Here is a 23,807-nt window from a genome sequence, read left to right on the forward strand (position 1 = left end):
GATTCAAGCTGACAGTTTACGCCGGGCCAGCGCCCCGCCCAAGAGCCCGGTCAGGCATCCGATGAGCAGCCCGCCCACGTGGGCGGCGTTGGCAATCTGGCCAAGGCCGAGGGTGCCGACCACACCGGTCAGGCACACCACCAGCCAGATCAGCATCATGACCAGCACGCCCTTGGGCAGGTTGAAGTAACGGTTGGGCGCCAGCCACTGGAACAGCCACACATGCCCGAGCAGGCCGTACAGCACGCCAGACAGGCCGCCGAACAGGCTCGGCCCGCTGGTGTAGTGCTGGGCCAGGTTGGACACCAGGCTGAACAGCAGGGTCAGGCCCAGCAGCATCCACGGGCCCTGGCGCAGTTCGATGCGTTTGCCCAGTTCCCAGTACCACAGGCTGTTCATGGCCAGGTGCAGCACGCCGAAGTGCAGCAGCATGGGCGATACCAGGCGCCACCACTGGCCATGGTCGAGGGTTTGCGCCAGCGGGGTGAAGTACAGGTAGTCGCCCTGGACACGGAAGTCGAGGAAGGTGAACCAGCTGATGGTGGTGAAGTTGTCGCCCAGGCTGGTGAGGCCGGCGACGATGAAGCACGCCAGCAGGGTCAGGGTGGTGATCTTGCAGGCTTTGGCCTGTTCTGCCAGGGAGGGCTGTGTTGGGGCATTCGCCGGCATGCCCGCTCCCACAGGGGCATCAGTCGCCTGGATGTCGGCGTTACCTTCGGGGAACCGTTGGTAGAGCTCGCGGACATCTTCGGCGAGGGTGTCGGGGGCCCAGAGGACCTGGGCATCGCCCTCTTCGCTCACCCGGTGCGGCACTTGCAGGCGCTGCAACAGGTGGACGAAGCCGCTGAGGTCGACCGACAGCGGCAGGCGCATCACTTCGATAATGTTCATTGGTTGGCCTGTGGGCGGTCGACGTCAACCCAGACGAACTTGTGCGGGTCGATGCGGGTTTCATCATCCAGCCGATAGGCGACCAGCTTGCCGTAAAGCACGGCGCTGTAGTCCAGGCAGGCCAGGTTGGCGCGGATCGGCGCCGGGCGGCCGCTGCGCCAGTAGTGGCCAACGAACAGCAAGGGCTCGTCTTCGTCGTAGCGCAGCAAGGCATTCTTCTGGCTGTGGCTGAGCGGGGTGCTGGCCACCGCTTCGGGCAAGGCATCGGGCTGGAACACGATGTCGCCGTAGGTTTGCGGGTCTTCTTCCCAGAACTTGGTGCGGAAGAAGGCGCGGGTCAGGCCGTCGCCGCCCGTCAGGGTCAGGCCGTCCGGCAGGCGCATGTCGGTGCCGCGCAGCAAGCGGTTGCACACGGTGGCGGCAAAACTGTTGCTCACCGCCGAGGCCTGGATGAAGTGCTGGTCGATACGCCCGTCGGGGTACTGCTGGCGCAACGGCTCGATCAACCGCGGGTCCCAGCAGGCGTGCACCAGGCGGAAGCGCCCGGCGTCGACGAACAGCGGCATCTGGTAGAACCAGTTGACGAAGTCGTGCCAGTCGCCGGGGTGGTGGGCGAACTGGGTCAGGGTTTCGTCGATCAGCCGGGCATGGCGTGGCGTGTGCTCGCGCACATAGGCTTTGCCGCTGCCAGGCAGTGCCGGGGTCACCCAGCCCAGGGCGTTGTACTCGTGGTTGCCCATGATGCACAACGCCTGGCCAGCCTCGACCATGTCGTGGACGATATGCAGCGCCTCGCGGATGCGTGGCCCGCGGTCGACGATATCGCCCAGGAACAGCGCCATGCGCCGCGGGTGGCGCCACACGCCGGCCACGCGCTTGTAACCGAGGGCGTCGAGCAGGCGTTCAAGGGTCAGCGCACAGCCGTGCACATCACCGATGATGTCGAAACTTCGCGCCGGATCGAGCATCAGTCGTCCCTGCTCCCCAGGCGGCTGCCCCAACCCAGCTTGGTGCGGCAGACCTCGTAGTAATTGTGGTCCAGCGGGTGGATCAGGCGCAGTTTCTGCGGCTTCTTGCTGACCGTGATGGTGTCGCCGGGGGCGCAGGTGAAGTGGTTCTGGCCGTCACAAGACACCTGCGGGTAGATCTGCAAGTCCTTGGACACCACGATCTTCAGCTCGCTGTTGCCGTCGACCACGATCGGCCGGCCAGACAAGGTGTGCGGGTACATCGGCACGATGACGATGGCATCGAGCTTGGGGTGCATGATCGGGCCACCGGCCGATAGCGCGTAGGCGGTGGAGCCGGTGGGGGTGGCGACGATCAGGCCGTCGGCCTTCTGGCTGCAGACGAACTGGCCGTCGATGTAGATTTCGAACTCGATCATGCGCGTGGACTTGCCCGGGTGCAGCACCACGTCGTTCAGCGCATCGCCCTGGCCAATGGCTTCGTGGTGGCGGCGCACCTCGGCCTGCAGCAGGAAGCGGTTTTCCACCAGGTAGTGGCCGTCGAGCACCTCGGCGACTTTCTCTTCCAGCTCGTCGGGGCGAATGTCGGTAAGAAAGCCCAGGTTGCCGCGGTTGATGCCCAGCACCGGAATGTTGTGGCGGGCCAGCGCGCGGGCGGCGCCCAGCAGGCTGCCGTCGCCACCCACCACGATGACCAGGTCGCAGACCTCGCCCAGCAGCTTGCGGGTGGAGGTTTGCAGGCCGTGGCCGGGTAGCACTTCGGCGATGGTGTCCTCGAGGATCACGTGCAGGTGGCGGTCGAGGAGGAATTTTTTCAGTCGGCGAATGGTGTCGAGCACCTGCGAGCTGCCGAGGCGACCGATGATACCGATATTGCGAAATTGCTCCATGGGGCTCCTGCGAGGCTCTGCGGCGGGTGACGATGGGCCGATTATGGGCGAAACCACCGGGTAGCGGCAAACCGGCTATGCTCGCTGCATGACGCCATTCATGCAGCTACATGACCTGCCCCGGCAACTGCGCCGCCCTGCGGTACGCGACCTGGCCTGGGCCCTGCTGTCGCCGCCCTTGCTCAGCGCCCCGCCTTGCCCCCAGCGCCACCCGCTGGCAGGCAGCCTGTGGGCAGAGCAGCCGCAGCGCCTTGAACAGTGGTTGCGGGCACTGGATGAGGATGACCGCCCCCTGCAGGACTGGTTGGCAAAGCTGGGCAGCCGGCGGCTGGGGCATTACTACGAACGCCTGTGGCAGTTCGCCCTGGGCCAGGCGCCGGGCATAGAGCTGCTGGCAGCCAACCTGGCGATTCGTGACGCTGTGCGCACGCTGGGCGAGCTGGATGTGGTGCTGCGTGACCGTGACGGGGTGCACCACCTGGAACTGGCAATCAAGTTGTACCTGGGGCCGCAAGGCGCCGGGCACGACCCTCATGCCTGGCTTGGGCCTGGCTGCCATGACCGGCTGGGGAGCAAGCTTGCGCACCTGGCGGGGCACCAGTTGCCCATGTCGAGCGGGGCGCATAGCCGCGAGGTGCTGAACCAGCTGGGGATTGATGAGCTACAGGCACATGTGTGGCTGGGGGGATATCTGTTCTATCCCTGGCCCGGGCATGCCGAACCACCCGCGGGCGCCAATCCGCAGCACCTGCGCGGGCGCTGGGTGCGGCGGCAGGACTGGGCCATCACCGAGGGTGAGCATTGGCAGCCGCTGCAGCGGCACGCCTGGCTGGCACCTGCGCGCGTCGAAGCCGGCGAATACTGGGCGGTGGAGCAGTTTGCGGCCTGGTTGCATGTACTGGAACGGCAGGCGCCGGCGCAGTTGCTGGTGCGCCTGGAGCCTGATGCCGATGGCGCCTGGCAGGAAGTGGAGCGGGTGTTTCTGGTGGCTGATGACTGGCCGTATCTGCCCGATAACTGATGTCGCCTGTTCCGGCCTCTTCGCGGGCGCGCCCGCTCCCACAGGTACTCCACAAGCTTGGAAGGCTGTGCAGTACCTGTGGGAGCGGGCGCGCCCGCGAAGAGGCCAGTGCTGGCAACACAATTTTCACAGACCCAGCGCAAAGATTCGTTCCCGGTAGCCTTTAAAGTGATGCCTGAGCGCCAGCAAGAGCGCCATTCCGACCTGATGACGAGGACCGATCATGGTTTCCTCCACCCCCGCGACCCATTACGCGCGCCTGTCCATCGCCCTGCACTGGCTGATGCTGGTGCTGCTGGCCGCTGTCTATGCGCTTATCGAACTGCGCGGCCTGTTCCCCAAGGACAGCGTCGAACGCAACCTGATGAAAGACCTGCACTTCATGCTCGGGCTCAGTGTGTTCGTGCTGGTGTGGCTACGCCTGGCCATGCGCCTGAGCCGCCCGACCCCGCCCATCGTGCCCAAGCCACCGGCCTGGCAGACCGGGCTTGCGCACCTGATGCACCTGGCGCTGTACCTGCTGATGATCGGCATGCCGCTGGCCGGCTGGCTGATCCTCAGCGCCGCCGACAAACCGGTACCGTACTTCGGCCTGGAGTTGCCACACCTGATCGGCCCGGACCCGGACCAGGCCAAGTTCATCAAAGGCTGGCATGAGCGTATCGGCAGCTGGGGCTACTGGCTGATCGGCCTGCACGCGCTGGCCGGGCTGTACCACCATTACGTACAGCGCGACAACACGCTGCTACGCATGCTGCCCTACAAGTAACCGCGTCGGCCCTGCAGGCCACCGGTGTGCACGACGATCAGGCGGGTGCCGGGCGCGAACAGCCCGGCCTCGACCTGTTCACGCAGGGCCAGCAGGGCCTTGCCGGTGTAGAGGGCTTCGAGTGGCACACCGCTGTGCTGCTCGCACTCGGCGATGAACGCCAGCAGCTCATCGTCGAACTTGCCGAAACCGCCGCGGCAGGCGTCATGTAGCTGGTAGCCGTGTGCGCCGGCCAGTGCTGCCACCGTTTGAGGTACGCCATGACCCCTGGGCACGGCCAGCGCGCCATGCACGGCATGTGCGCCCGCCTCTGCCAGTACCAGGCCGGCCAGGGTCGTACCCGTTCCGGCAGCCAGCCACCAGGCGTCATAACCACACCAGCCCAGCGCCGCGATCTGTGAGCGCGCCTGCGCCATGATCAGGGTACAGCCCTGTGCACCGGCCAGCCCGCCGCCGCCTTCGGGGATGCAATGCCAGCCGGGGTAGCGTGCCTGCCAGGGCTCCCAGAAGCCGGCTTCGTTGCGTGCGCGATAGCCGCCATAGCCCAGCCAGTGCAGTTCCATGCCCAGGGCCTGCAGGTCACGCACAGTGGGTGTGTGCTGGGCATGGCCGCGCAGCAGGCCGGCAGTGGCGAAACCGAAGCGTTTGCCTGCGGCGGCCAGAGCGTGCAGGTGGTTGGAATGGTTGCCGCCCAGGCTGATCAGGCCCGGGGCTTTGCTGGCGCTGGCCTGTTGCAGGTGGTGGCGGAGCTTGAACCATTTGTTGCCGCTGATCAGTGGGTCGATCAGGTCCAGGCGCAGGATGGCGGCATGGACCTGGGCTTGTTGCAGCCAGGGCAGGTTCAGGGGTTGCAGGGGGGCTTGGGGAAGGTCTGGTTGCATGCTGCGAGTGTACCTGTGAAATCGTGGGGGCGCTGTGCGCCCCTTTCGCGACACAAGGCCGCTCCTACAGGGACCGCGTATCCTTTGGCTTTTCGCGGTCTGTGTAGGAGCGGCCTTGTGTCGCGAAAGGGCTGCAAAGCAGCCCCGGCAATCTCAGAGCTCAGCCGCCAATCTCGACCCTTGGTTGATCGCCCGCTTGGCATCCAGCTCGGCCGCTACATCTGCACCACCAATCAGGTGCACCGACTGCCCTGCCGCCACCAGCCCGTCCTGCAATTCGCGCAGCGGGTCCTGCCCGGCGCAGATCACCACGCTGTCCACCGGCAACACCTGCGGCTCGCCATCTGCCACACGAATGTGCAGGCCGGCATCGTCGATCCCCAGGTACTCAACACTGTTCAGCATGTGCACCCGCTTGTTCTTCAGCCCGGTGCGGTGAATCCAGCCGGTCGTCTTGCCCAGGCCATCACCCACCTTGGACGCCTTGCGCTGCAACAGGTACACCTGCCGCGCCGGTGCATGTGGCTCGGCCTTGACCCCGGCCACACCGCCACGGGCTTCCAACCGGGTATCGATGCCCCACTCCTTCCAGAACGCCTCACGGTCCTGGCTGGTGGCCACGCCATGGTGCACAAGGTACTCGGACACATCGAAACCGATACCCCCCGCACCTATGACCGCGACCGCCTTGCCCACGGGTTTGCGTTCGAGCAACACGTCCAGGTAGCTGAGCACCTTGGCATGCTCGACACCAGGAATGGCCGGGGTACGAGGTGCGATGCCGGTGGCCAGGATAATATCGTCGTAGCCGCCACTCACCAGCGCCTGCACATCGACACGGGTATTCAGGCGCAGGTCCACGCCCGTACTTTTCACCTTGTTGCGGAAGTAGCGCAGGGTTTCATGGAACTCTTCCTTGCCCGGCACCCGCTTGGCGACGTTGAACTGCCCGCCAATCTCGCTGGCAGCGTCGAACAGGGTGACCGAATGGCCGCGCTCGGCGGCCACGGTGGCCGCTGCCAGGCCAGCCGGGCCGGCACCCACCACGGCAATACGCTTCACTGCCCGCACGGGCAGGTAGTTGAGTTCGGTTTCGTGGCAGGCACGCGGGTTGACCAGGCAACTGGTCAGCTTGCCGCCGAACGTGTGGTCCAGGCAGGCCTGGTTGCAACCGATGCACGTGTTGATCTCATCGGCACGGCCGGCCGCCGCCTTGTTGACGAAGTCCGGGTCGGCCAGGAACGGGCGGGCCATCGAGACCATGTCGGCATCACCCTCCGCCAGCACCGCCTCAGCCACTTCCGGGGTGTTGATGCGGTTGGTGGTGATCAACGGGATGCTCACCACGCCACGCAGCTTGGCAGTGACCTTGCTGAATGCCGCACGCGGCACCTTGGTGGCGATGGTCGGGATTCGCGCTTCGTGCCAGCCAATACCGGTGTTGATCAAGGTCGCGCCGGCCTGCTCGATGGCCTTGGCCAGCAGCTCGATTTCGTCCCAGGTGCTGCCCCCCTCCACCAGGTCGAGCATCGACAAGCGGAAGATGATGATGAAGTTCGGCCCCACCGCGCCCCGCACCCGGCTGACGATGTCCACCGCCAGACGCATGCGGTTTTCATAGCTTCCGCCCCAGCGGTCGGTGCGGTGGTTGGTGTGGGCGGCGAGGAACTGGTTGATGAAGTAGCCTTCCGAACCCATGATCTCGACGCCGTCATAACCGGCACGTTGGGCCAACACCGCGCAATTGACGAAGTCGGCGATCTGCTTCTCGATGCCCGCTTCGTCCAGCTCCTTGGGCTTGAACGGGTTGATCGGCGCCTGGATCGCGCTTGGCGCCACTTGGCGCGGGCTATAGGCATAGCGCCCGGCATGCAGGATCTGCAGGCAGACCTTGCCACCTGCGGCATGTACCGCTTCGGTGACGATGCGATGCTTGTCGGCCTCTTCCTCGGTGCTGAGCTTGGCCGCACCGGAATACACCCCGCCTTCATCGTTGGGCGCAATGCCGCCGGTGACCATCAGGCCGACGCCACCTCGGGCTCGCTCGGCAAAGTAGGCAGCCATGCGCTCGAAACCACCAGGGCGCTCTTCAAGGCCGGTGTGCATCGAGCCCATCAGGGTACGGTTGCGCAAGGTGGTAAAGCCCAGATCCAGCGGGGCGAGCAGGTGCGGGTAGCGGTCGGCGGCCATGGAAAGGTCCCCATTAAGCGTGGTCACGGGATGCGGGTGCCTCACCGGGCCCCGTCGTTTGTCTACCTGCGACATTAAACAGCCGTTTGAATTGGCTCAATGATCAAAACTGACAAGTTAATGATCATAAAAAACACCCAGGGCGGACTTTTTTGTAATGGAGCGTCAAAATGTGTCAGGACATGTATTGAAAACGTAAGTCATTTGTAAATAATTCGCATCCGACAATAAATACCATTTGGATGCTGCTTTCATGCTCAAAACCCGCCTTACCCGGCTGTCCCCCCTGTCGCTGCACCTGTGCCTCGGCGTCGCCGCGGCAATGACCACCGGCGTGGTACGCGCCGAAACGCTGGAACCCACGACAGAGGAGGCTGCCAAGGAAGGCGGCAAGCAAACCTCACCCGCGCTGGAACTCAGCGCCACCAATATCGAAAGCCAATGGCTGGGCGCCAACACGGAAAACACCGGCAGCTATGCGCCGGGCACCACCACCATGGGCGGCAAGGGGCCGCAGAAACTGCGCGAGATTCCGCAATCAGTCACCGTTATCACCGATCAGCGCTTGCAGGATCAGCAGCTGCGCAACATGGACCAGGTGATGAACCAGATGACCGGTGTTACCCGCAAGGAGGCATGGGCCAAGAACACCTATGTGTCCCGTGGCTTCGAAATCAACGATGTGCGCTACGAAGGTGGCGCCACGTCGAGCATGCTCGACAGCAGCCGCTACGAAGACCTTGCCCAGTTCGACAGCGTCGGCTTGTTGCGCGGTGCCGACGGTTTGTATGGCGCAGGTGAACCGGGCGGCGTGATCAACTTCAGCTACAAGCGCCCGCTGGCGCAGCCGCAGGTAAAAACCCTGACCTCGGCCGGCAGCTGGGACAACTACCGCGGCGAATTCGATGTAACCGGCCCTTTGGCAATGGACGGGCGCCTGCGCGGACGCTATGTAGGCGTACTGGAAGACAAACATAACTTCGTCGACTACGACCACAAGAAACGCAACCTCAATTATGTGTCGTTCGAGTTCGATGCCAGCGACGATACCCTGCTGTTCTTCGGTGCCAGCCACCAGCGTGACGACCTCAATGGCGTGCGCAACACCCTGGGCCGCTTCTCTGATGGCAGCGATCTGGGCCTGTCACGCAGCACCAACCTGACCACGCCGTGGAGCTGGAACGATATCGAGAACACCACGGTGTTCGCCCGCCTGGACCAGCAACTGAGCGACAACTGGAAAGCCGTGGCCAACGTGCGCCACAACATCAACCGCAACGCGCAGAATGTGGTGGAGCTGGAAAACCCCATCGACCCGGCCACTGGCACCGGTGGCTCGTGGTGGAACAACCAGCATGATTTCAAAACCACCAACACCACCCTGGACCTGAACCTGCAAGGCTCGTTCGACGCCTTCGGCCACATGCACGACCTGACCGTGGGGGTGGACGGCAGCAAGCTCAAGAGCCGTGGCGGCAGCTACTGGAACTTCCTTTACGACGACCTGATCTTCTCGCCAACCCTGCCGGACCGCTTCCCCACGGCGCAGAACTTCCCAGACACCAGCACCGATGTGCGCAAGGCAGGCGCTTACACCTCGCTACGCATCCGCCCGGTGGACGACCTGTCGCTGATCATCGGTGGCCGCTACACGCTCATGGAAGACACCGAGTATGTCGGTGCCAATGGCCAGAAGCTCAACTCCATCGATGAGGACCGCCAGTTCGTGCCGTACTACGGCATCGTCTACGACCTCAGCGAAACCACCAGCCTGTATGCCAGCCACGCCGAAATCTACAAGTCGCAGGCCACCAAGCTGCAAGGCCCGCCGCCAGGCAGCAAGGCCCTGGAGCCGTTGACCGGCACCAACTACGAGGTCGGTATCAAGCAGGAACTGGCGGACGGCAAGCTGCTGGCCAGCTTTGCCTTGTACCGCATCGAGAAGAAGGGCGAGGGCCAGATCGACCCGGACTACCCACGCCAGTGGGGGGCTGTCACCTCATGCTGCTATGTAGGCAATGGTTATCAGCTGAGTCAGGGCTTCGAACTGGAACTGAACGGCGAAGTGCTGCCGGGGCTGCAAGTGGCGCTGGGCTATACCTACAACGCCAACGAGAACAAACGTGAAGGCGATGCCCGCTTCAGCACCCATACCCCGCGCCACCTGTTCAAGCTGTGGACCGACTACCGCTTCCAGCGCCTGCCGGCACTGAGCCTTGGCGCCGGGGTGATCGCCCAGAGCGAGCACAGCGAGTCGGGCACCGTGGTACCGTTGGGCGGCAGCGAATCACTGGACTACTCCTTCGTGGAAAGCGGCTACGCCATCTACTCGGCACGCGCCGCGTACGATCTGGACGAGCACTGGACGCTGGCACTCAATGCCAACAACGTTTTCGACAAGACCTACTACAGCACGGTGTCGTCGACCGGCTACGGCAACCTTTATGGTGAGCCTCGCAGCTTCCTTCTCAGCTTGAGCGGAAAGTTCTGAGGCGGGCTGTCGGGGCTACGTCGCGCCCCGATAGGCATTCGTTTATCTGCCTGCGACATGATCGAAACTGACAAGTTAATGATCAATGTGTACAGGCCTGCCCTTGAACTTCACCGTGACTCAGCCCGGTAAACCGCTACCTGAGATAGTTCGCAGCTAGTCGAACTTCCCGAGTTTGCCCAGAGTCTGCAGGCGAACGGCTCGCGTCTGCCCTGCAACAGCAGGGCCGACGAAGCGCCGCTCGCTTACCGCCAACAGTGAACATCTTCCGGGAGCACACATGAAAGTACATATCGTCCACGCCCATCCTGAAGCCAAAAGCTTCAATGCCGCGCTGACGGCACAAGCCTGTAGCCACCTGGCCGGCCAAGGCCACGAGGTCACGGTTTCAGACCTTTACGCGATGAATTGGCAAGCATTGTCCGGACGAAGCAACTTCACGACCTGTGCGGACCCGGACTATTTCAAGCAACAGATCGAAGAGGCTCACGCAACCGAGCACGCCGGCTTTGCCCCGGATATCCAGGCGGAAATCGACAAGCTCTTTGCTTGCGATGTGCTGATTCTGCAATTCCCGCTGTGGTGGTTCTCAATGCCTGCGATCCTGAAAGGCTGGGTTGACCGTGTGCTGGCCTACGGTGCGGTCTACGGTGGCGGGGCGTGGTATGACCAAGGCAAGTTCGCGGGCAAGCGTGCCATGGTATCGCTTACCACAGGGGGCGGTGCCTCGATGTATGCCCATGACGGTATCAACGGCAACATCGACACGCTGCTGTTCCCCATCCAGCACGGGGTGCTGCGCCTGACCGGCTTCGACGTACTCGAACCTTTCATTTCCTGGCAGCCGGCAAGCGTCAGTGCCGAGATCCGCGCCAATTACCTGCAAGCCTACCGTGATCGCCTGGACCATCTACTCACAGCCGAACCGCTGCCTTTTTCCAGCCTCAGCGATTATGACCCGAATACGTTCCGCCTGCGCAAAGCGGCCACTCAAGAGGCCTGAATGCGTGACCGTGAGAAGCAGCCCAGGTTGCTTCTCACCGCCCATGCGCCCATTCGGAAATGGAAGCCAGAATGAACACGCTCAAGAAAATCCGCCACTTCGCAATCGATACCAACGGCGTTTTGCTCAATGATGTCTACAGCACCCCCATTCGGACGTTCATCGAACGCCGTGGCGGGCACTACACAGCCGATCTCGAACGCCTGGTACTAGGCTCCCCCCATATGGCAGGGGGGCATATCATGGCACTGGCCTGCAACCTGCCTTGGACAGCCATGGAAACCATCGAGGCGTTCCTCGTCGAACAGGCCGAGTACGCCGAACTCCACCCCGTGCAACTGGCACCAGGTGCCAATGCCTTGCTTGCCCGGCTCAAGGCGACAGGCGCGCGCATCACCGCTTACGGTGGAAGCCCCAAGGCAGCGATCTTTGACCGCTACCTGGCCCCTGTGCGCGAGTACTTCGATGCCGAATTGCCTTACATCGACATGGGGTTCGCGCGCCCCGGCATGGTTGAAATTTTCCGCGAGTCCGCTACAGGTGCTGGCGAACTGGTGTTCATCGATGACCTTAACCGGGTCGCTCAGGTGAGCAAGATGCTCGGTTGCGGCTTCATAGGCAAACCCTCAACCGAGTATCAGGCGCAGCAGATGCAGGCATCAGGCGTGCAGTTCATCTGCAAGAACCTGGACGAGATCGACGAGCCGCTCTTGCAAGCGCTGGACGAGTCCATGCTGCAATTACACCCCTAGCCAAAGCGTATTCCCCTCACGTCGCCGCCAGGCCCAGCACTGCCTGCATGGAATATAATCCAGCAGGCTGATGGCTGGCCCAGCGGGCCGCCCGCAAGGCGCCTCTGGTGAATACCTGGCGATCCAGCGCCTGGTGGGTGAGGGTAAATATTTCACCATCGCCTGCAAATATCAGCGAGTGATCCCCCACCAAGGAACCGCCCCGCAGAGTGGCGAAACCTATGGTCCCCTGCTCCCGCGCGCCGGTCAGGCCATCACGTACTCGTACTGCATGGTTGTTCAGGTCCACCTGTCGCCCGCTAGCGACCGCTTCACCGATCATCAACGCCGTGCCCGAGGGGGCATCCACCTTGTGACGATGATGCATTTCCAGCACTTCGGCATCCCAGTCTTCACCAGGCAGCACCCGTGCGGCGATTTCGGCGAGAACGCCAAGCAATCGCACCCCTACACTCATGTTGCCAGACTTGACAATACGCGCCCCTCGGCTGGCGGCAATCCTTTCCTCCTGCTCCGGGCTGAAGCCGGTCGTGCCAATGATATGAACAAGCCCCCTCGCCGCAGTGTGCTCCAGGCATTGCAGCGTGACTTCAGGCTGGGTGAAGTCGAGCACTCCATCGGCCCCCTCGAGCGAGCCCGACAAATCGTCGCTGAAATACACACCCGTCGTGCCAACACCGGCCAACTCGCCGCAGTCCCTACCGACCAGACTGGAACCAGGCCGTACCACCGCGGCATGCAGACATGCGCCCTGGGCCTTGACCAGGCTTTGCAGCAGCCGCTGCCCCATCCGCCCCGACGCTCCCAGAACTACCAGTTTCATCACTTTATCCATGACTACCGAAACGCCTCCGTGAAAAAAATCGTGGTTGCCGCCGTTCCTGCGTCAACCACGACATTTCGCTGTGCAGCTTATTGTGGCTCACGCCTGGAACGGAGCACCCTTGAACAGCGGATTGAAGGCACTCACGGTGTAATCGACGATGCCCTCGCTGACATAGGAATCCTCGTTCAGGATGGCCTGCAGGCGATCGGCATCCGTGGAATGAGCAACGATCACGCCACCGCCGGTCTCCAGTTTGGGGCCGGCCAGAATGAATACCCCCTCGGCGATGTACTTACGGACCCAGTCAACATGCGATTGCTTGAATGGCTCGGCAAGTGCCGGATCTACGATGTAACGCGTTTCGATTACGAGCATCTGTCATTCCCTTTTGGATGTTCTACAGCAAAAAGCACGGCCTGTTCAGGCCGCGACATAACCACGTTTGATCAATTTGCCCATGGCAGTTTCCTGATCGCTGGACAGCGCTTCGAAATACCACCTTACCTGGCCATCGAGCACAACAGCAGAGCGGACATTGGCCTCGAAGCGCAAACCCTCGGCATTGGCAATGCCAAGCCCCGTCACACGTTGCGAGTCCTCGCGAATCGCTGGAGTCATGCAATGGCTGCGCTCAAGTGACGTCAATTGCGTCCCCACCCGACTGCCATCGGCCAGTAGCAGCCAACATTCGTGGTGGACACTGGCAAGCGGGCGAAACCGATCATTACTAAAGCCAAACACATTGCGCAAGCGCTCGAAACGCCTCAGTTCGATCACACTCGCCAGGGTATCGATCGTGCCCAGCAGGTAGCCACGTTGATAGAACGCTACCCGATAGTGAACCTTGCGCGGCCTTGACGACAGCTCTGCCTGCAGATCGTCGACCACAAGCTCGATGGGGTACATCAACTCGGCGTGGGAAAGGAAGTTTGCGTTGACCTGATTCCAGCTGACCGTCACTTCGCCACGCACATGCGCCGTGGTGTGATAGAGATGGTGGTAAACCGCCTGGCGCTGGGCTTCGATCAGCATGACCCCTGGCACATGCTCGTGGGACTTTCGATAAAAGTAGTAATGATCGGCGTCATTGATTAATTGGTAGCTGCTTGAGTGATTACCAGGGAAAGACGGTACCTCCCCTGGGGCCTGCAGCAGCTCCTCCGACAGCTGATACGGCACTGCGCGCCGTGCCTGCCAGGAGACATCCCGGGCAATAGGCTGGGCCAGGCTGCCATTGGCCAGGTATTCGTCCACCGAATTGCTCGGCAGGAGGAGACGCCAACGCCCATCTGCCTCCCGCTGGTAAGGTAGCTGCGCCATGTCGGCTACCGTTGCCGGCAGGTATAACGGCCATGCTGGCCGGTAATTTCTGATCAAGACATCCTCATCGCTATCCTTGTGCAGCCATCTTGGCTGAATTGACGCCTTTTCCATTGCATCGGTCCTTTTGCTGACGCCTCAGAGCCAGGCCAGACCCCGTGCTGGCCCGCCACTCCGCGGTGGGCTCAGGTTATCAAGCGTAAAATCACAGGCAACCTGCGAACTTTCACAGAATGCCTACTCTAGAGGCCTTGACCACGGCATGGAGCTTGTTGGATGCCGACAACTTCAAGACGCAGTTATCGACGTGAAAATTTACCGTACGCACTTTGATATCCATGATCTGGGCAATTTCTGCCGAGGTCTTGCCTTCGGCAGTCCACTTCAGGACTTCCAGTTCGCGAGAGGTCAATGACGCCAGGTCCGGGCACTGGCTCTGGCGCACCAGTTGGGCATGTGTCAATTGACCGAACATGGCCAGCATGCCCTGCAACTCCAGAAGTTCGATGGCCATACACGGCTCCTGCTGGCGCGCAAACGTGATCACGCTCTGGTACCCCCGCCCATCCCTCATGCACAGCGACACACCATGCCCGATGCCATGCGCCAGGGCCTGTTCGGCAAACGGACGTTCAGTGAACTCGCGACAACTCCATGCTTGCGGTGATATGAATTCGCGACAACGGCGAACGACGGGGTCGATGGACACATAGTCATTGTCCTGATACGTCGTCTGCCAATCGACCGGATAGTTGCTGAACATGCTGATTGATGGATTGAAGATGGGTAGCGGATTGCGCGTGCCACCTGCAAAATAGTCAAAGCCCAGCAACTTCACCCAACGACGACAGAATGCATATACATCGGCATCATCCGCCATCTTGATGATATCTTCCATGAACATGCGTCCGGATAGCATGCCTACTTCCTCCGAAAGTGGTACGGGTTGCCATGCCCCCGATATCGAGCACAGTGACCCAAGCCTACGAAGGCTGGCGAGCGGCGAGCGCCCGACGCGTGATTTCGTTGAGTTCGATCATCAGCGCCACTGCCCGCTCGACGCCAATCTGCCGGGCGGGCCCCAGGCGCGACAGGTCGACACCCAGTCGCCGCAGCAAGCGCTCGACACCTGTGGTCGTCACTGTGACGTACCGACAGAGATCACGCGCCATGCCGAAGGCAACGACTTCACTTATGGCGTGGATAGTGCCCTCGGAAAAACGGCACGCTGATCGATCAGGGCAATCGATGGCAAATCGGCTCAGTTCCCATACCCGCTCCGAGCAAGGTGCCGGTTGCCCGTGTAGTAATTGCGAAAAGCTGTGAGCCAACATATTCGGGCCCGTTGTCGGCATCAGGCGCCAGCAACCGATCGGCACCTGCGGGTGGCTCGGGTCACGAATCAGCATGTAATACGGATTCAACGCATCATAACCATCGATTTCCATATCATCGATAATGCTTACGTCCCACTGCTTGCGGTCCTTGAAAACCCTCGCGCGCAAGGCATGCATTGCCTTCAGGTGCGCGCTGTCCATTTCATTGCGTTGTTGTATCGAGATCAGCATTGCGACATTCCATTGCATCAATTTTCGCGTAGAAATTTATAGTTACAAAACCACTTAGACACCTCCCAGATCAGGGAGGTGACACCATCGTGCATTTCGACTAGGGGTGGATCAATTTGTTCTGAAGCGCCTTGACAACTGCGAGCTGGCGAGAGCTGACATTGAACTTGCGACGAATGTTCTTGAAGTGAAAGTCGATCGTCGAAGACGAGCAGGAAAGGATCATGGAAATTTCCCAAGTGGTCTTGCCCGCTGCGCACCACAGCAACACCTCCAGTTCCCGCTTGGTGAGCACGGCATTGGGCCACTGGTTGCGTGACATCAAGGCGATAACACCTTCCAGGGCAAAGTCACGTAGCAGCGTGGCACGGCCAAGCGTCTGCTCAAGGTGGCGCTGGTAGCCTTTGCCGCTATCTCCCTGCCAGACCAGACTGAGCATACCGCTATGCCCCTGCCCGCCGTGCAGGGGCAAGGCCACACCGTGTTGCAATCCATAGGCAGCGGCTTCTTCGAAAAACCTGCGACTCGACTCGCAGCGACAACTGTAACCACTCCACGAAAACGGCAAGGGCGAGCCCATGCAGTGTGCAACCACTGGATCCAGCAGGGCAAAATCCTCATCGTCATAGCGCTGGCGCCAGGCTTGTGGATAATTGCTTCTGATGAAAGCCCCACGATGATCCAGTTGGGCCTTGGACTTCAGGCCCAGCAGGATCTGGCCATACCCCATATCGTCGGCAAGCCTTTTCAAGGTATCGAACCATTCATCCAGCGTTGCTGTTGCAGTCAATGCTCTAAATCGTTCGATGTCAGTCAAGATTGCCCCTCATTCCGTGCATCTGATCATGCATCAGACCTGCAGCGATTCCTCCACAGGCCTGAACTGCGCCAATGCAGGCAAGACGCTGCTCAGGTACTCCAGGAACACGTTCTGATCGTTGACCATTGCCTGCAGGGCAACCACACCATCAGGCCTGACCAAGAGGGCTTCGCCGATTCGCAACGCCAATGCCTGCGCTCGCCTGGCCGGCACCTCGGTAACCGCTACGATGCCGACCCGCCCAGTGGCCCGCAGTCGCTGGCTCAGCAGGTCGGGACAGGCCCCGCAAACAATCAGCACGAACCGTCCTCCTCGCATCAGCGCATGGCTGCGCTGCCCCCCTGTGTCAGTAACCAACTGCGCACAAGGCAACAGCTGCCCTACCCAACGCCCACTGCCCGCGACCAGCGCCTGATCCCCGTATCGCTGGCCCAGCCCTGAAAAAGTCATAGGCAAGCCAACGGCCATGTTTGAGCGGTTGTCCACGGTTGGCAGCCATCGACGCAGTGCGCCAGCCGGATCGCGATCCTGCCGCAGGATCAGCCGGGTATTGGCATCGGTCGTCGATATCATTTGCGCCGCAACAGGCCGGCGCTCGCGCTCATAGCTGTCGAGCACCGAGGGGTAGACGCTACCGTCCAATGCACCCGCCAGTTTCCAGGCGAGATTGAAAGCATCCTGAAACCCTGTGTTCATGCCCAGCCCTCCTACCGGACTGAACAGATGGCAAGCGTCCCCGCACAGGAACACCCGGTCTCGCGAATATCGGCGAGCCAACCTGTTGTAGAAGCGCGAATTCGATTCCCAGATGATGCGTTCCAGTTTGACCTGGCAACGGCCATAGCGGTCGGTGAGCGCCTGATAAAACGCCAGTGGGTCGCCCTGCACCTGGGCAACCTTGCCATCGCTTGCCTTGATGATAACCCTGTGGGTGCCTCCCGCTTGCGGGATGATCAGGAAAAAGCTGTCCTCGCGAACGTAGTAGTGAACCTTGTCGACTTCCCCCTTCCAGCTGACCTGCGCATCGAACATGAAGAAATCCACACCGGAATCGGTACCTTCGAAATCGATGCCCTGCAAGGTTCTGACAGTGCTGCGGCTGCCGTCGCAACCAACCAGGTAATCGCAGTTCAGGACACGGCCATCGTCCAGCACCACTTCGACGCCTTGCCGGGTGGGCGTCAATGCCGTCACGCTGCAACCTCGCTGCAGGCTGCCCCCCAGTTCTCGGTAGGCGTGCTCGAGCACCGCTTCGGTTTCGGGTTGGGAAATGCCGAGGATATAGTCGTGAATTGATGGCAAGTGGCGGTAATTGACATGCATCGTACGCCGGTTGTTCCAGTACACCAGCAAGTCGTGGATCGGCATACCCTGTTCGATGAACGAATCCGCCAGCCCGATCATGTCCATGATCGCCAGCGAGTACGCATTCATGGAGGACGCCTTCGACTGCGTCGACCGCGTGAGGCGCCGTTCCACTACCGTCACCTCGACCTGCAGGCGTCGCAGCACATAGGCGAGCAGCAACCCGACCGGCCCGGCGCCGACTACCACTACCTGATGCTTTCCTTGTTCAGGACTCATTTGAACCTCCTTTGTCTGATAGGCCGTGGGCCAGCAATCTGGCCGCCCACGGCAAACCTTGCGATGTCCTCAGCGGGGTACCCCGGACACCGCCATGTCTTCCTTGCCAGACGTGCCCGCCAGACAGAGCAGACACCCGCCCTGAGCCTGGAAGATCCCCGCCAGCGCCAGCGCGCCGCGGCCACTCAAGTGGTTGGTATCGGCATAGGCCGGGAGACCGTCATGCAGGAAATGGCTGTCCTGAAGCACCTGGTAAGCCGTACTCAGGTCCACCCAATGAGTGTTTGCCACCCTCGCCACCATTGCTTTGACCAACGGATTGCCTTGTGCGCCATGCACCACCGTAGACGCCCCCAGACGTAGGCCGAGACGACTCAGCAGGGCCGAATGCTGCATCGAGCGGTCAAGCACTGGCGCATCGTGGAAGAAGTACATGGGTGTCGTCGCCGCGAGCTTGCGTATACGCTCCTCATCCAAAGTCACCGGCACGCCATCGACCTTCGCCAGCACGTCGTAAGCACCGGCAAACAGATTGAAAGCGTTCACGACAAAAATCGCTTGGTAGCGCGAGTGATTGCGCTCGATGAAGTCGAGCATCGCTGCGCATTTGGCACGCCGCTCGTCCGTCAGCACGATAGCCGGCACGCGCTTGGCCATCCCCCATTCGGCAACTTGGCAACCACCCACCTCATAAGCCGTGACGGAAAAACCTTCGGCCTTGGCCAGCCGGTCGATGAAACCACCAAGCGCCGCCCCGTGGGAGTCGCCGACCAGCAACACCTGCCTGGATGAGCGGGCACCAATGTGGCACCGCTCATCCACTGCAGCCTTCCCCAGGTCCAGATGCTCAACCTCCCAGCATGGCGCCACCCAGCCTTCGGTCATATGAATGTTCTGGCCATCCACCGTCAGGTTGGCATAGCGCTCGCCCAGTACCGGTGGCAGTTTCAATTCCTCCAGGCCTGTCATGGACACGATCAGCGCAAATGACGCCGTGGTTAACCCCGCAAAACCCGTGAAGACAGCCTTGTGCCCACGCCTTGAGCGAATGAATGGGCGTTCGACACCCAAGTAGGTCATGATCGCCAGCGTCACGATCAGCACCAGCAAGCAGGCCATCACGCGGATGGACAATTGGTTGTCGCCCTCGATGAAACGGGCAATGGCCAGTACCGGCCAGTGCCAGAGGTACAGCGAATATGAAATCAAACCGATGCCCACCATAGGGGGCCAGGCCAGGACGCGGGCAACCATCGACGGTTCGCCATCGCGGTTTCGCCCATAACGGATCAGTAAAAGCGTACCAACGCAGGGTGCCAGGGCGTGCAAACCTGGGTAAGGCTGCTCGGCCAACCATAGGAAACTGCCACTCAGCAGCAACGCACCCAGCAGGGGTAGCCCTTCAAGCAACTCTCGTGCCTTTACTTGCGGCGCCGGCGCAAGCGCAATAAATGCGCCCAGGGCCATCTCACCGAAGCGTGGTATCGAAAAGAAGTACACCCCCGCCTGATGCCCGACGTCACGCGCCCAATATTCACCCAGGGCAAAACACATCACGGCGATGATCAGGCAGACGCCCATCCGCACACGCGCCCGCTGGCCAGGCGCCAGCCAGTGGCCACATGCCCAGCTCAACATCACCAGCAACGCTGGCCAGATAAAATAGAACTGTTCTTCGATCGATAACGACCAGTAGTGCAAGAAGAAATTTTGCTGTGTGTCCTGAGTAAAGTAGTCACTGGTGAATCGATTGAACAATGACAAAAGCACGAACTTCGCAGAGGGCAACAACAAGCTGTTCAATTGACTGGCCGCCATTACGCTGAACAGAAACACCAGGATGGCTGCCGGGAATATCCGCTTGATGCGCCGTGCGTAAAAGTCCCTGAACGTGAACGTGCCGGCGTCGATCCCCGAAGCGATGATGCGCGTGATCAGATAGGCCGATATGACGAAAAATACATCCACACCGGCAAAGCCGCCTGGCAACCAAGCTGCGTTGAAGTGAAATGCCATGACCGAGATAATTGCCAGCGCGCGCAGCCCATCGATGTCTGCGCGCCGATGAAATCCATTCATTACCATGATTCCCAGCCCCATTTGCGGGGCACAAGGTCTGTGGAAAACCGCTGCCGGGTGCAACTCAGGCAGCGACCTGAGGCACCTCGACGGGCTCATAGATGTGCGTGCTGCTGAGGTCGACCCGGGCCGCCCCGAGCGACAAGCCGACGCCAAAGCCACAGAGCACGATGTTTTCCCGTTGCCGCCAATCAGCCGCAGGCAACGTTGCAAGCAACAACGGGATTGAAGACGGGCCCGTGTTGCCTACATTACGCATGTTGACCGGCACCCTGGAGCGTTCTACACCCAGCAGCTTGCGCAGGTAATTGAGCATGAAGCCGTTGGCTTGGTGCAGCGCCAGCATGGGTACGTCCTGCAACTTCAGGCCGCAGTGCAGCAACAGCTCCTCGATGGCGGGAGGTACGCCGTTCAACGCGAAGTTCATGATTGCCGTACCGTTCATGTGCAGGAAACCGGCTTCCCGGCTGCCGCCTTCGGGAGGCATGGAGCGCCACGGCGTGTAAAGATGCTCCCTGCCCCCCTGGGACCGTATCAACAGGTCAATTCCACCTTCTCCAGCCTCCAACAGAGTCGCGCTCGCCGCATCGCCGAACACCATCCTGACATGTCGATCCGCCGGGTCCAGCAGCGTACGGGTGACGTCCCCCGTACAGAGCAAGACCCGCCGACACCCTCCTGCACGGATCAGCATGGCCGCCTGATAGAGCCCATAGATGTAGCCCGAGCAACCATAGTTGATATCGAACGCCACACATTGCTCACTCAAACCCAGGTGATGCTGCAACTGCACAGCGACGCCCGGCATGAGGTCATCAGGTGTTTGCGTCACCACCACGACACCATCGATATCGGCTGCAGCGGTGCCGCTACTGGCCAGCAAGTGCCGCGCCGCCGCTGCGCAAAGCGCTCCGGTGCTCAGACTGCCTGCGACCCTGACTGCTTCGATACCCGTGCTATGGATGATGCGTTTGACTTCCAACGCACCGAAGTCGCCTGCCAGATCCGCCAACGCCAACCGCTGCTCCGGCAGCGCCGCGGTCACCCCCACGATGCGCACCCCCGCCAATCCAACCTTCATGTTCGGTTACCCCGCAACGTGAGCGTCATTGATGGATGCGAGCAACTCACCGTATGTCGTGATTTTGTCGAAGACATCGTTGTTCAGGATGCGTCGATAACGCTCACGCACCAGTGCCAGTACAGATATTTGTGTCAGCGAATCCCAGTTTTCGAACTGTCCGAGGGGCACGTCGACGTGCAGCAGATCGACACTGATTTCCAGCAGTTGAGCCAGTTCTTCGGCAAAGGCTTGGTCGTTCATCTCGTTTCCTTGAGTGTGTTGCGATTCTTCTTGAAGCGCGCGGTATGCAGCCTGTCCTGGGTGAGGATCACCTTGCGCGGCAACTGGAAAGCTGGAAGGCGGTCTCTGCAAAATGCATAGAGCCGGGCCTTGAAATCGGCAAGGGGCTCATCTTCTGCCAGGGAAAAGGTCGCCGTGATCAGGTTGCCGGCAATCGCATGCCGCTCATGACTGACCATTACATCCAGGATTCTGGGAAGGCCCTTAAGCACATTTTCGATCTCACTGGGGAAAACCTTCTCACCCCCCACGTTGATCATCTCCGTCGCTCGCCCCAGCACTTTCATCCACCCGCCGCGTTGCACAACCGCATCACCGGTTCGGTAGAACCCATCCTCGGTGAAAGGACTAGGGGCATTCAGGTAGCCGAGCATGGTGCTGTCATTACGAATTTCCAGCAGACCGTCGACGACCCGTACATGGCACCGCTCATCTCCCAGTTTCATCCAGCCAGAGCGGGATGACTCGGAGCGCGCCGGAACCACTCCGGTCTCGGTAAGGCCGTAACTTTGCGAAAGGCGCACATGCGGCAAGAGTCTGTGCAAGCGCTGCAAGACCAGCTCAGGCATGGGTTCGGCACTGTAGTTGATGACCTGCAGCGAACCGAGATCGTGATGTTTGAAGGCGTCGCTGAGCAGCAGCAGGTTGATGAAAGTTGGCGAGGTGGTCAGAGCCTGCACCTGATACTTCTCGATGGCCCTTGCTACCGGCAACGGCTGACGGGAAGCCGGAATGACCAGGCAGCCGCCATTGAACAGGGTATAGAAAAGTGCATTGAGCCCACCGATGTGATCGAACAGCAAAAACGCAATGCTGGTGAGCTGCCGCTTGCGCTGCTGATGCCGCTCAAGCAGTGCCAATGCCTTGTGTACGCTGGCCTTGGGAATACCCGAAGAGCCGGACGTGAAGATGATCGCACCCGGCACCTCCTGATCACGCAGTTGCCTGATCAGCGCAGGTTCGGTGCTGCCGGCTCGTGTCGTCAGGCACAGTTGCCCCTGCTCGCCGACGTGAACCACCCACTGCGCCTGGCAAATATCATGCAACGTCTCAAGCTGAAGACCGGGGCGGGGTGTGATCAGGGCGACGGTACAGCGGTTGAGCCAGAGCGCAATGAGTGCAGCGATGGCATCAGGAGAAAAATCCGCCACCAGTGATCCCCTGCTGCAAGGCTGTGCCTGTTCAGCCAGAAACGACTGGTAGTGACGAACCCTCTCAAGCAACTCGCCATAGCTGATTGGATGATCCTGATAGACAACCGCCGGGCGATCAGCATGTTCGGCAAAACGTTCCAACAAGACCTGGAGTGCGTTCATACGCCCCCCAGGTAAATATTTTGCCCGGTGACAAAACCGCTGTTCTGGCTGATGAAGAAATCCACCACATTGGCCACATCAGTCATTTCACCGAAGCGAGCAATGGCCTGACGCGCCAGCAGGCGTTGCATCTTTTCCTGCGGTACCGACCGGATGAGATCAGTCTCGATCGGGGTTGGACCGACACCATTGACGGTGATACCGAAAGGCGCGAGCTCCCGGGCCATGACCTCGGTCAGTGACTTCACTGCCGCCTTGGAAGCGGCATAGATCGCTTCACCTTCGAGCTTCAACGGTGTGGCCACGGTAGTGAAATTGACAATCCGCCCATATTTGCGGCTAGACATCAGCTTGGCCGCTTCACGAGCGAACAGAAAACTGCCGACCACGTTGGTATCGAGAATCTGTTCCACGGTTGCCAGTGGCGTCAATACCGTATGGTTCATGCTCGCGATACCGGCATTGTTGATCAGGTTATCTAGCCGCCCATAGTTCCGACGTATATGCGAAAAAATCGACATGGCCGCAGCCTCGTCAACCACGTCACCGACGAAGTGCCGGTAGCCCGGTAATTCCCAATCAATGTCACTGCGACTGCATCCAACCACTTGGTGGCCAAGGGCGACGTAATGTTCGACGAGAAACTTGCCAATTCCTTTACGAGTGCCAGTGATCAAGGTAACAGGGGCTTCATGCATGGGCCTGCTCTCCTACCAGTGCCATGACATGCTCAGTCAGGGATGCCACGCTGGTAAACGGGCTGCGCCGGGCTGACATGGCCTTTTCGCTGGCAAGCACAACCGTCACACCGAATGCAGCCTCCACCGCTTCCTCTACCGATACGATCAGAGATACCAGTGACATGGAGTCCAGTTGCCCTTCTACGCCGAACAGCGCAGTTGCAGCCCCTGCTGAACAATCGACAGGTTGAGCCAGAACATGGCTCAGTCCATCTACCGCAGCGAAAATGATGCCCTCAACTTTATCTTTCACACGCAAGTCCCTCTTGGTTATAACCAGTTCCATTGAGCCATGGGGTAAGACCGCCGATTGCCCCTGGCCTGGGTATACTCTG

The 23,807-nt window shown here is 60.8% G+C and carries 23 protein-coding genes; 5 read left to right on the top strand and 18 right to left on the bottom strand.

From position 1 onward, the window contains the following. Positions 1–3: 3 nt before the first annotated feature. Genes ACQKPZ_RS15810 through ACQKPZ_RS15820 form a run of 3 tightly spaced genes read right to left on the bottom strand, consistent with a single transcriptional unit; the run spans position 4 to position 2,749 of the window. Entirely contained in the window at positions 4–891 is an 888-nt protein-coding gene (locus ACQKPZ_RS15810) for a rhomboid family intramembrane serine protease (RefSeq protein WP_427539679.1), read from the bottom strand. Next, a complete protein-coding gene (locus tag ACQKPZ_RS15815; RefSeq protein ID WP_427539682.1) occupies positions 888–1,859 on the bottom strand; it encodes a metallophosphoesterase in 972 nt (323 codons plus the stop codon). The genes ACQKPZ_RS15810 and ACQKPZ_RS15815 overlap by 4 nt, the downstream gene beginning before the upstream one ends. Beyond that, entirely contained in the window at positions 1,859–2,749 is an 891-nt protein-coding gene (locus tag ACQKPZ_RS15820) for an NAD(+) kinase (RefSeq protein ID WP_016485536.1), read from the bottom strand. Before ACQKPZ_RS15820 ends, ACQKPZ_RS15815 begins: the two co-directional genes overlap by 1 nt. 88 nt (positions 2,750–2,837) lie before the next feature. Here ACQKPZ_RS15820 and ACQKPZ_RS15825 point away from each other — a divergent pair, with 88 nt between their 5' ends. Together ACQKPZ_RS15825 and ACQKPZ_RS15830 are read left to right on the top strand one after the other, a co-directional pair. Then, on the top strand, positions 2,838–3,770 hold the full coding sequence (locus ACQKPZ_RS15825) for a DUF1853 family protein (protein WP_427539685.1): 933 nt from the start codon (positions 2,838–2,840) through the stop codon (positions 3,768–3,770). 223 nt (positions 3,771–3,993) lie between these two features. Next, positions 3,994–4,539, top strand: coding sequence for a cytochrome b (locus ACQKPZ_RS15830; protein WP_427539688.1), 546 nt, complete (start codon positions 3,994–3,996; stop codon positions 4,537–4,539). On the opposite strand, the gene ACQKPZ_RS15835 is transcribed toward ACQKPZ_RS15830, so the two are convergent. Beyond that, positions 4,530–5,420, bottom strand: coding sequence for a 1-aminocyclopropane-1-carboxylate deaminase/D-cysteine desulfhydrase (locus tag ACQKPZ_RS15835; RefSeq protein WP_427539691.1), 891 nt, complete (start codon positions 5,418–5,420; stop codon positions 4,530–4,532). The two genes, ACQKPZ_RS15830 and ACQKPZ_RS15835, sit on opposite strands and share 10 nt — an antisense overlap. Positions 5,421–5,573: 153 nt before the next feature. After that, the gene (locus ACQKPZ_RS15840) at positions 5,574–7,610 is read right to left on the bottom strand and encodes an FAD-dependent oxidoreductase (RefSeq protein ID WP_427539694.1); all 2,037 of its coding nucleotides are present in this window, start codon (positions 7,608–7,610) and stop codon (positions 5,574–5,576) included. 253 nt (positions 7,611–7,863) lie between these two features. On the opposite strand from ACQKPZ_RS15840, the gene ACQKPZ_RS15845 reads away from it, so the two are divergent. The 3 genes from ACQKPZ_RS15845 (at position 7,864) to ACQKPZ_RS15855 (ending at position 11,856) form a co-directional block, all read left to right on the top strand. After that, positions 7,864–10,101: a TonB-dependent siderophore receptor gene (locus tag ACQKPZ_RS15845; RefSeq protein WP_427539697.1), complete on the top strand. Its 2,238-nt coding sequence runs from the start codon at positions 7,864–7,866 to the stop codon at positions 10,099–10,101. A 280-nt stretch (positions 10,102–10,381) separates the two neighbouring features. Continuing rightward, a complete protein-coding gene (locus ACQKPZ_RS15850; RefSeq protein ID WP_427539700.1) occupies positions 10,382–11,104 on the top strand; it encodes an NAD(P)H-dependent oxidoreductase in 723 nt (240 codons plus the stop codon). A 71-nt stretch (positions 11,105–11,175) separates the two neighbouring features. Beyond that, entirely contained in the window at positions 11,176–11,856 is a 681-nt protein-coding gene (locus ACQKPZ_RS15855) for a hypothetical protein (protein WP_427539703.1), read from the top strand. Between the two features lie 16 nt (positions 11,857–11,872). Here ACQKPZ_RS15855 and dapB read toward each other — a convergent pair whose 3' ends face one another. The 13 genes from dapB to ACQKPZ_RS15920 form a co-directional block, all read right to left on the bottom strand. Next, positions 11,873–12,691, bottom strand: coding sequence for a 4-hydroxy-tetrahydrodipicolinate reductase (gene dapB, locus ACQKPZ_RS15860; RefSeq protein ID WP_427539706.1), 819 nt, complete (start codon positions 12,689–12,691; stop codon positions 11,873–11,875). A gap of 87 nt (positions 12,692–12,778) precedes the next feature. Continuing rightward, a complete protein-coding gene (locus ACQKPZ_RS15865) occupies positions 12,779–13,057 on the bottom strand; it encodes a YciI family protein (protein ID WP_427539709.1) in 279 nt (92 codons plus the stop codon). A 45-nt stretch (positions 13,058–13,102) separates the two neighbouring features. Beyond that, positions 13,103–14,116 (bottom strand): AfsA-related hotdog domain-containing protein, encoded by a 1,014-nt coding sequence (locus tag ACQKPZ_RS15870; RefSeq protein WP_427539712.1) that lies wholly within the window; start codon positions 14,114–14,116, stop codon positions 13,103–13,105. A gap of 112 nt (positions 14,117–14,228) precedes the next feature. Next, on the bottom strand, positions 14,229–14,900 hold the full coding sequence (locus ACQKPZ_RS15875) for an autoinducer binding domain-containing protein (protein WP_427539715.1): 672 nt from the start codon (positions 14,898–14,900) through the stop codon (positions 14,229–14,231). An 85-nt stretch (positions 14,901–14,985) separates the two neighbouring features. Then, complete coding sequence (locus ACQKPZ_RS15880; RefSeq protein WP_427539718.1) at positions 14,986–15,570, bottom strand: acyl-homoserine-lactone synthase; 585 nt, start codon at positions 15,568–15,570, stop codon at positions 14,986–14,988. 100 nt (positions 15,571–15,670) lie between these two features. After that, a complete protein-coding gene (locus tag ACQKPZ_RS15885; RefSeq protein ID WP_427539721.1) occupies positions 15,671–16,387 on the bottom strand; it encodes a helix-turn-helix transcriptional regulator in 717 nt (238 codons plus the stop codon). Positions 16,388–16,420: 33 nt separating this feature from the next. Then, on the bottom strand, positions 16,421–17,974 hold the full coding sequence (locus tag ACQKPZ_RS15890; protein ID WP_427539724.1) for an FAD-dependent oxidoreductase: 1,554 nt from the start codon (positions 17,972–17,974) through the stop codon (positions 16,421–16,423). Positions 17,975–18,043: 69 nt separating this feature from the next. Further along, positions 18,044–20,053 carry an acyltransferase family protein gene (locus ACQKPZ_RS15895; RefSeq protein ID WP_427539727.1) on the bottom strand — a complete coding sequence of 670 codons (2,010 nt, stop codon included), beginning with the start codon at positions 20,051–20,053 and terminating at the stop codon, positions 18,044–18,046. A gap of 64 nt (positions 20,054–20,117) precedes the next feature. After that, positions 20,118–21,134, bottom strand: coding sequence for a 3-oxoacyl-ACP synthase III family protein (locus ACQKPZ_RS15900; protein ID WP_427539730.1), 1,017 nt, complete (start codon positions 21,132–21,134; stop codon positions 20,118–20,120). Between the two features lie 6 nt (positions 21,135–21,140). Next, complete coding sequence (locus ACQKPZ_RS15905; protein WP_427539733.1) at positions 21,141–21,377, bottom strand: hypothetical protein; 237 nt, start codon at positions 21,375–21,377, stop codon at positions 21,141–21,143. Further along, the gene (locus ACQKPZ_RS15910) at positions 21,374–22,732 is read right to left on the bottom strand and encodes a class I adenylate-forming enzyme family protein (protein ID WP_427539736.1); all 1,359 of its coding nucleotides are present in this window, start codon (positions 22,730–22,732) and stop codon (positions 21,374–21,376) included. The genes ACQKPZ_RS15905 and ACQKPZ_RS15910 overlap by 4 nt, the downstream gene beginning before the upstream one ends. Continuing rightward, entirely contained in the window at positions 22,729–23,430 is a 702-nt protein-coding gene (locus ACQKPZ_RS15915) for an SDR family NAD(P)-dependent oxidoreductase (RefSeq protein ID WP_427539739.1), read from the bottom strand. Before ACQKPZ_RS15915 ends, ACQKPZ_RS15910 begins: the two co-directional genes overlap by 4 nt. Next, positions 23,423–23,725 (bottom strand): hypothetical protein, encoded by a 303-nt coding sequence (locus tag ACQKPZ_RS15920; RefSeq protein WP_427539742.1) that lies wholly within the window; start codon positions 23,723–23,725, stop codon positions 23,423–23,425. The genes ACQKPZ_RS15915 and ACQKPZ_RS15920 overlap by 8 nt, the downstream gene beginning before the upstream one ends. Positions 23,726–23,807: the final 82 nt, after the last annotated feature.

The sequence above is a fragment of the Pseudomonas sp. NPDC089547 genome (genome assembly GCF_050280665.1).
GTDB lineage: Bacteria > Pseudomonadota > Gammaproteobacteria > Pseudomonadales > Pseudomonadaceae > Aquipseudomonas.

Bases quoted from the DNA above. Each gene is read 5' to 3' on its own strand.
- ACQKPZ_RS15810 (WP_427539679.1), bottom strand. From the start codon at position 891: ATGAACATTATCGAAGTGATGCGCCTGCCGCTGTCGGTCGACCTCAGC.
- ACQKPZ_RS15855 (WP_427539703.1), top strand. From the start codon at position 11,176: ATGAACACGCTCAAGAAAATCCGCCACTTCGCAATCGATACCAACGGC.
- ACQKPZ_RS15915 (WP_427539739.1), bottom strand. From the start codon at position 23,430: ATGCATGAAGCCCCTGTTACCTTGATCACTGGCACTCGTAAAGGAATT.
- ACQKPZ_RS15845 (WP_427539697.1), top strand. From the start codon at position 7,864: ATGCTCAAAACCCGCCTTACCCGGCTGTCCCCCCTGTCGCTGCACCTG.
- dapB (WP_427539706.1), bottom strand. From the start codon at position 12,691: ATGGATAAAGTGATGAAACTGGTAGTTCTGGGAGCGTCGGGGCGGATG.
- ACQKPZ_RS15870 (WP_427539712.1), bottom strand. From the start codon at position 14,116: ATGGAAAAGGCGTCAATTCAGCCAAGATGGCTGCACAAGGATAGCGAT.
- ACQKPZ_RS15835 (WP_427539691.1), bottom strand. From the start codon at position 5,420: ATGCAACCAGACCTTCCCCAAGCCCCCCTGCAACCCCTGAACCTGCCC.
- ACQKPZ_RS15830 (WP_427539688.1), top strand. From the start codon at position 3,994: ATGGTTTCCTCCACCCCCGCGACCCATTACGCGCGCCTGTCCATCGCC.
- ACQKPZ_RS15820 (WP_016485536.1), bottom strand. From the start codon at position 2,749: ATGGAGCAATTTCGCAATATCGGTATCATCGGTCGCCTCGGCAGCTCG.
- ACQKPZ_RS15905 (WP_427539733.1), bottom strand. From the start codon at position 21,377: ATGAACGACCAAGCCTTTGCCGAAGAACTGGCTCAACTGCTGGAAATC.
- ACQKPZ_RS15840 (WP_427539694.1), bottom strand. From the start codon at position 7,610: ATGGCCGCCGACCGCTACCCGCACCTGCTCGCCCCGCTGGATCTGGGC.
- ACQKPZ_RS15815 (WP_427539682.1), bottom strand. From the start codon at position 1,859: ATGCTCGATCCGGCGCGAAGTTTCGACATCATCGGTGATGTGCACGGC.
- ACQKPZ_RS15910 (WP_427539736.1), bottom strand. From the start codon at position 22,732: ATGAACGCACTCCAGGTCTTGTTGGAACGTTTTGCCGAACATGCTGAT.
- ACQKPZ_RS15865 (WP_427539709.1), bottom strand. From the start codon at position 13,057: ATGCTCGTAATCGAAACGCGTTACATCGTAGATCCGGCACTTGCCGAG.
- ACQKPZ_RS15900 (WP_427539730.1), bottom strand. From the start codon at position 21,134: ATGAAGGTTGGATTGGCGGGGGTGCGCATCGTGGGGGTGACCGCGGCG.
- ACQKPZ_RS15850 (WP_427539700.1), top strand. From the start codon at position 10,382: ATGAAAGTACATATCGTCCACGCCCATCCTGAAGCCAAAAGCTTCAAT.
- ACQKPZ_RS15880 (WP_427539718.1), bottom strand. From the start codon at position 15,570: ATGCTGATCTCGATACAACAACGCAATGAAATGGACAGCGCGCACCTG.
- ACQKPZ_RS15895 (WP_427539727.1), bottom strand. From the start codon at position 20,053: ATGAATGGATTTCATCGGCGCGCAGACATCGATGGGCTGCGCGCGCTG.
- ACQKPZ_RS15825 (WP_427539685.1), top strand. From the start codon at position 2,838: ATGACGCCATTCATGCAGCTACATGACCTGCCCCGGCAACTGCGCCGC.
- ACQKPZ_RS15890 (WP_427539724.1), bottom strand. From the start codon at position 17,974: ATGAGTCCTGAACAAGGAAAGCATCAGGTAGTGGTAGTCGGCGCCGGG.
- ACQKPZ_RS15875 (WP_427539715.1), bottom strand. From the start codon at position 14,900: ATGGAAGATATCATCAAGATGGCGGATGATGCCGATGTATATGCATTC.